We start from the raw sequence: 6,801 nt of genomic DNA, 5'->3' as shown, positions 1-6,801 counted from the left end.
TGGTTGAACCTCAACAGTATTTACCATTCATTTATTTAATGAATAAAGCAGATCTTATTTTAACTGATTCCGGTGGTATCCAAGAAGAGGCGCCATCATTAGGAAAGCCTGTACTTGTTATGCGGGATACTACAGAACGTCCAGAAGCAATCGAAGCTGGCACTGTGAAATTAGTTGGTACTGACGTTGATAAAATAGTTACAGCCTTAACTCATTTACTTAAAGACAAGCAAGCATATAAAGATATGAGTTTCGCACATAATCCATATGGTGACGGGAAAGCTTGTCAAAAAATTCTAGATATTTTAGCAAAATAATTTAATAAGTTTAACGAGAAATATATGTCTTTTGAAACAGTTTCAGTTATAGGGTTAGGTTACATAGGTCTACCAACAGCAGCAATGTTTGCATCACGCAAGAAAAAAGTAATAGGTGTAGATGTTAACCAATATGCTGTCGACACGATCAATCAAGGGAAAATTCATATTGTAGAGCCTGAACTTGATATGATCGTAAATGCAGCGGTGAAAGAGGGTTATCTAAAAGCTGTAACGACTCCGGAAGCGGCCGATGCTTTTCTGATTGCTGTCCCAACGCCTTTCCTTCCTCGTAAAGACGGAGAAGTGCCTGCACCAGACCTTTCTTACATTGAAGCTGCGAGTAAAGCGATTGCTCCCGTTTTAAAGAAAGGCGACTTAGTGATTCTAGAGTCAACGTCACCAGTTGGAGCTACCGAGCAAATGGCTGATTGGCTAGCTCAAGCGCGCTCAGATCTTACCTTTCCACAGACTCATGGGGAAAACGCTGACATTAATATTGCGCATTGTCCTGAGCGTGTATTGCCGGGACATGTCGTTCGAGAATTGGTTGAAAACGACCGTGTTATTGGTGGTCTTACACCTAAATGTTCACGACGCTCGGTAGAACTATACCAAACTTTTGTTCAAGGCGAATGTGTTATTACTAATGCTCGCACTGCGGAAATGGCAAAACTGACAGAAAACAGTTCTCGTGATGTACAAATCGCCTTTGCAAATGAGCTTTCAGTAATCTGCGATAAGCTAGATATTAATGTTTGGGAATTGATTGCCTTGGCAAATCGTCACCCACGCGTGAATATCCTTCAACCAGGCCCTGGGGTTGGTGGTCACTGTATCGCAGTAGATCCTTGGTTTATCGTTTCAAAAACGCCAGCGGAAGCCCAGATTATCCATACGGCACGAAAAGTTAACGATAGCAAACCTAACTGGGTTGTAGATAAAACAAAAATGGCCATTGCAGACTTCTTACAAGAGAATACTGATAAAACTGCAAAAGACATTACAATTGCATGTTATGGCCTAGCTTTTAAACCAGATATCGACGATCTACGTGAAAGCCCAGCGATGCAAATCGTGAAAGAAATTGCTTCTTTACATACTGGTAGTGTGATTGCTGTCGAACCTAACATTAATCAATTACCAAATTCGCTAGAGCAAGTTGAACTTCAGAGTTTTGAACTAGCAAAAGCGAATGCTGATATTCATGTAATGCTTGTTGATCATAAAGAGTTTAAAGCTGAGTCACTAAGTTCACCATATTTAGTAGATACCAAGGGGATTTGGTAATGAACGTCATTTTGCCTTTAATCGGTCGTACCGAAGCCTTATTCACACAAGATATTGAAAATCATGAAGTAGAACTGTCGCGCATTGTCTCAGAGTCAAGTTTCCTTGTGCTTGGTGGTGCAGGTTCAATTGGCCAAGCTGTAACTAAAGAAATCTTCAAGCGTAATCCTAAGAAGCTGCATGTTGTCGATATTAGTGAAAACAATATGGTAGAGCTTGTTCGAGATATCCGCAGCTCATTTGGTTACATTGATGGTGATTTCCAGACATTTGCTTTGGACATTGGTTCTCTAGAGTACGACGCATTCATAAAAGCCGATGGTAAGTTTGACTATGTATTGAACTTATCTGCGCTCAAGCATGTTAGAAGTGAAAAAGATCCTTATACATTGATGCGTATGATTGATGTAAACGTCTTTAATACAGATAAAACCATTCAGCAGTCTATTGATGCGGGCTCGAAAAAATACTTCTGTGTTTCAACAGATAAAGCCGCAAATCCAGTTAATATGATGGGAGCGTCAAAGCGTATTATGGAGATGTTCTTGATGCGTAAAAGTGAGCAAATGACAATCTCAACTGCTCGCTTTGCAAATGTCGCATTCTCTGATGGATCGCTGCTACACGGATTTAACCAACGCATCCAAAAGCGCCAACCTATCGTGGCGCCAAATGACATCAAACGCTACTTTGTTACGCCTCAAGAGTCGGGTGAACTATGTTTAATGTCTTGTATCTTTGGTGAAAACCGTGACATTTTCTTTCCGAAACTGAGTGAAGCTTTGCACCTTATCTCGTTTGCTGATATTGCAGTTAAGTACTTAGAGCAATTGGGCTATAAGCCTCACTTGTGTGAAACAGAAGAAGAAGCGCGTCAACTAGCACATACGCTTCCAGAGCAGGGTAAGTGGCCATGCTTGTTTACAACGAGTGATACCACTGGCGAGAAAGACTTTGAAGAGTTTTTCACAGACAAAGAAGAGTTGGATATGTCTCGATTTGAAAATCTGGGCATCATCAAAAATGAGCGTCTTTATGAGCAAGAGCTCCTAACTTTGTTTGAAAATAGCATTTCTGAGATGAAAGGTGAGCGAGCTTGGACTAAAGAGCAAATTGTAGAATTGTTCTTTACAATGATTCCTGATTTTGGACACAAAGAAACGGGTAAATACCTCGATAGTAAGATGTGAGTGGGGCAAGCAATGAAAGCGATATCTATTGTTGATTTTGTTAGAGATACCTACAAAACCAACGAGTTTATTCCATTGCACTCTCCAAAGTTCGATGGCAACGAAAAAGCATACGTGATGGAAACGATTGAGAGTACCTTTGTTTCTAGCGTAGGTAAGTTTGTTGATGACTTTGAAAGAAAAATTGAAGTTTACACCGGGACGGCTAAATCTGTAGCAACAGTTAATGGCACAGCGGCATTGCATGCCGCATTGTACATGGCTGATGTTCAGAGGGGAGATCTTGTAATTACGCAAGCTCTGACTTTCGTGGCAACCTGTAATGCTCTGTACCATATGGGGGCGGAGCCGATTTTTTTGGATGTCTCTCCAGTTAGTTTAGGCCTTTGTCCTAAAGCAGTGGATGAATTCTTAAATGAGTACGCTGAGGTAACTGAGACTGGTTGTATTCATAAAACAACCGGTAAACGAATTAAAGCTGTTGTACCTATGCACACATTTGGTCATCCAGTAGAGCTTGATGAGTTGGTTGCCATTTGTCTCAAATGGGATATTACTTTAGTTGAAGACGCAGCAGAAAGCCTTGGTTCTTTCTATAAGGGCAAACATACAGGTACTATCGGTGACTTTGGTGCGGTCAGCTTTAATGGTAATAAGATCATTACTACTGGTGGTGGGGGGATGGTTCTATGTAAAACTCAAGAGTTAGGTGCAAGAACTAAGCATGTTACAACAACAGCGAAAATTCCTCATCCTTATGAGTTTTTCCATGATGAGCCTGGCTTTAACTACCGTATGCCGAATTTGAATGCGGCTCTAGGTTGTGCTCAGATGGAAGTCATCGAACAGTATTTGAAGCAAAAGAGAGAACTTGCAGAGTGCTATAGTGAGTTTTTCAAGGGAACTGACTTTAAATTTGTCACTGAGCCAGATTACGCACAGTCAAACTACTGGTTGAATGCAATCATTTGTCCAGACAAGGAAAGCAGAGAAGAGGTTCTTACTAGCACAAATAGTTCAGGTGTTATGACTCGTCCAATTTGGCAACTCATGCATAGATTACCAATGTTTGAGAATGCAATACGTGGCGATCTTGCACATTCTGAATTTATCGAGGCTCACTTGATTAACCTTCCAAGTACCCCAGTGGAAATCCAACGCTAAGTAGGTTCATTTATACATGACGCAGACACAGAAAAAGGTCGCGGTTTTTACTGGTACAAGAGCAGAGTATGGTCTGCTCTTTTGGCTCTTAAAGGACATTCAAAGCGATCCAGACCTAACGCTTCAATTGCTTGTTTCTGGTATGCACCTATCGCCAGAGTTTGGTGATACATATAAGCAAATTGAAAAAGACGGCTTCAATATCGATGAAAAAATAGAGATTTTGTTGTCTTCTGATTCGGCTGTAGGAACAGCGAAAAGTATGGGGCTGGGGGTTTTGGGTTTCGCAGATGCATTATCGCGATTAGCGCCAGACGTTCTTGTCATTCTAGGGGACCGCTTTGAAGCTCTTGCTGCAGCACAAACTGCCATGATACTTCGTATTCCAATTATTCATCTGCATGGCGGAGAGATAACAGAAGGCGCCTACGATGACGCAATTCGTCATGCTATTACCAAATTAAGTTACTTGCATGGCACATCGACAGATGAGTATCGAAATCGAGTCATTCAACTGGGTGAATCGCCAGAGCGTGTAAGAAACATTGGTGCGATTGGTTTAGATCACTTGAACCGAGCGTCCTTTATGACGGTTTCTGAATTAGGTGAATCACTAAATTTTGAGTTAACTGCTCCTTATTTTGTTGTAACTTACCATCCAGTAACCTTAGGTGATGAATCTCCAGAGGAGAGTTTTCAAGCTTTGTTGGATGCCTTGGATGAATACCCTGAGTACCAAGTCATATTGACTTACCCTAATGCGGATGATGGTGGGCGACGAATTATTCCAATGCTCGAAGCTTATGCTGCCAACCACCCTAAAAGAGTGTTAGCTATACCGTCTCTTGGGCAGGTACGTTACTTGAGTTCAGTAAAACATGCGGTGGCAGTCATTGGTAACTCGTCGAGTGGGATTATTGAAGTTCCTGCTTTTAATGTTCCTACTGTGAATATTGGTTCAAGGCAAAAAGGACGTTTAGCAGCTAAAAGTGTTCTAAACGCCAACGCTACAAAAGAGTCAATCAGTAACGCGATCAACCTCGCAATAAGTCGAAAATACAAAGCTGAAGGCGAGATCGTTGTGAATCCTTATGGTCAGGGCGACAGTAGCAAGCAAGTCATCGAGATGATTAAGACGTTACGTTTTGAGCCGTGTAAATCATTCTTTGACGTAAACGTGGAACCTGATTTAAATAAGAAAGTAGAGTGAGACAACCATGACTTTGATTATTGCTGAAGCCGGTGTAAACCATAACGGTCAAGAAGAATTAGCTTTTGCTTTGGTCGATGCCGCTCACAAAGCTGGGGCTGATATTGTAAAGTTCCAAACTTTTAAAGCAAAAAACCTAGTGACAGAAGAGGCTAAACAAGCTGAATATCAAGTCACAAACACTAAAAAACAAGAGTCCCAGTTGGCGATGTTAAGCCGCTTGGAGCTGTCTTATGAGATACATCACGATCTAGTAAAATACTGTAATTCTCTTGGTATTGAGTTTTTGTCAACGGCGTTCGATTTAGAAAGCTTAGATTTCTTGGTGAATGATTTAGGCCTAACACGCTTAAAACTACCTTCTGGAGAGTTAACAAATGCCCCTCTTGTATTAGCACACGCACGTACGGGATGCGATCTTATTGTTTCTACAGGAATGGCGACACTTTCTGAAATAGAAGCAGCATTAGGGGTGATAGCCTTTGGGTACACTGCTGCTCAAGATGAAAAACCTTCAATGTTGGGTTTTCAAGAAGCGTATGCCTCAGAAGCTGGTCAAAAGGCTTTAAAAGAAAAAGTGACAATACTTCACTGCACGACTGAATATCCTGCACCAATGGAAGAGATCAATCTGAGAGCCATGGATACACTTGGTCGAGCATTTGATCTAGCGGCAGGCTATTCAGATCATAGTGAAGGAATAACGATCCCAATTGCAGCGGTGGCGCGTGGCGCAGTATTGATCGAGAAGCATTTTACATTAGATAAAAATATGGAAGGACCGGACCATAAAGCTTCTCTTGAGCCACAAGAACTAGGTGCTATGGTAAAAGCGATTCGTCAAATAGAAGTAGCACTAGGTTCTAGTGTAAAAACGCCCACAGAATCTGAAGTAAAGAACAAAGCGGTTGCTCGAAAAAGCTTAGTGGCGGCAACAGACATTAAAGAAGGGGAAGAGCTAACGGAATTGAATCTAACGATTAAACGCCCTGGTTCTGGTCTGTCGCCTTACCGCTATTGGGAGCTTATTGGTTCTAGAGCGACAAAAGGCTATAAAGCTGGAGAGCTAATCATTGAGTGATCAGCCAATGCTTCCTATTGTAATGATTGGTGGAGGCGGCCATGCCTCTGTTCTTACCGAAATATTACTTACTCAGGGAAGAGAAATTCTTGCAGTTATAAGCCCTGAAGATATAAGTCAACGTCCAGTATTTAGAGGAATGGCACATCTAAAAAATGATGAAGATGTGTTGACATTCAGTAAAGACAAAGTTCTCTTAGTTAATGGTATCGGTATGATGCCAAAATCTGGTTTTAAGCGGAAAATTAATGAGTATTTTCTCTCATTGGGTTATCGGTTTGAGACGGTCATCGCCGATAGTGCATATGTCTCGCCTTTTTCCAAAATAGAAGCAGGAACTCAGATTTTACCTATGGCGATTATTCAGACTGGGGTAACAGTGGGTAGCCATAGTATAATTAATACAGGTGCTCTGGTTGAGCATGATTGTAAAATAGGTGCTTATAACCATATTGCTCCTAAAGCAACGTTGTGTGGTCAAGTAGAGACAAAAGAAAATGTCTATATTGGAGCTGGTTCAACAGTTATCCAAGGAGTATCTATTGGCAG

At 41.3% G+C, this 6,801-nt stretch carries 7 protein-coding genes; all 7 read left to right on the top strand.

The genetic code is table 11. The annotated features are described in order from the left end of the window. On the top strand, positions 1–317 hold a 317-nt coding region (locus CAG65_RS05515), incomplete at its 5' end, for a UDP-N-acetylglucosamine 2-epimerase (RefSeq protein WP_161452729.1). Positions 318–341: 24 nt separating this feature from the next. Beyond that, on the top strand, positions 342–1,607 hold the full coding sequence (wecC, locus tag CAG65_RS05510) for a UDP-N-acetyl-D-mannosamine dehydrogenase (protein ID WP_161452727.1): 1,266 nt from the start codon (positions 342–344) through the stop codon (positions 1,605–1,607). Continuing rightward, positions 1,607–2,797, top strand: coding sequence for a UDP-N-acetylglucosamine 4,6-dehydratase (locus tag CAG65_RS05505; RefSeq protein WP_161448880.1), 1,191 nt, complete (start codon positions 1,607–1,609; stop codon positions 2,795–2,797). The genes wecC and CAG65_RS05505 overlap by 1 nt, the downstream gene beginning before the upstream one ends. A 12-nt stretch (positions 2,798–2,809) precedes the next feature. Beyond that, entirely contained in the window at positions 2,810–3,961 is a 1,152-nt protein-coding gene (locus CAG65_RS05500) for a LegC family aminotransferase (protein ID WP_161452725.1), read from the top strand. A gap of 16 nt (positions 3,962–3,977) precedes the next feature. Then, entirely contained in the window at positions 3,978–5,171 is a 1,194-nt protein-coding gene (neuC, locus tag CAG65_RS05495; RefSeq protein ID WP_161452722.1) for a UDP-N-acetylglucosamine 2-epimerase, read from the top strand. Between the two features lie 7 nt (positions 5,172–5,178). Then, complete coding sequence (gene neuB, locus CAG65_RS05490; protein ID WP_161448887.1) at positions 5,179–6,252, top strand: N-acetylneuraminate synthase; 1,074 nt, start codon at positions 5,179–5,181, stop codon at positions 6,250–6,252. Continuing rightward, positions 6,245–6,801 (top strand): acetyltransferase (locus tag CAG65_RS05485; protein WP_161452720.1); only part of this gene is annotated, 557 nt, incomplete at its 3' end. The genes neuB and CAG65_RS05485, both read left to right, overlap by 8 nt.

The organism is Vibrio sp. V39_P1S14PM300 (assembly GCF_009904765.1).
Classification (GTDB): domain Bacteria; phylum Pseudomonadota; class Gammaproteobacteria; order Enterobacterales; family Vibrionaceae; genus Vibrio; species Vibrio proteolyticus.
Note: the sequence above shows the minus strand (reverse complement) of the source record. Positions and strands in the feature narration are given on the sequence as shown.

What these genes read in the sequence shown, in the direction of transcription:
- wecC (WP_161452727.1), top strand. Translation starts at nt 342, where the DNA reads ATGTCTTTTGAAACAGTTTCAGTTATAGGGTTAGGTTACATAGGTCTA.
- CAG65_RS05505 (WP_161448880.1), top strand. Translation starts at nt 1,607, where the DNA reads ATGAACGTCATTTTGCCTTTAATCGGTCGTACCGAAGCCTTATTCACA.
- CAG65_RS05500 (WP_161452725.1), top strand. Translation starts at nt 2,810, where the DNA reads ATGAAAGCGATATCTATTGTTGATTTTGTTAGAGATACCTACAAAACC.
- neuC (WP_161452722.1), top strand. Translation starts at nt 3,978, where the DNA reads ATGACGCAGACACAGAAAAAGGTCGCGGTTTTTACTGGTACAAGAGCA.
- neuB (WP_161448887.1), top strand. Translation starts at nt 5,179, where the DNA reads ATGACTTTGATTATTGCTGAAGCCGGTGTAAACCATAACGGTCAAGAA.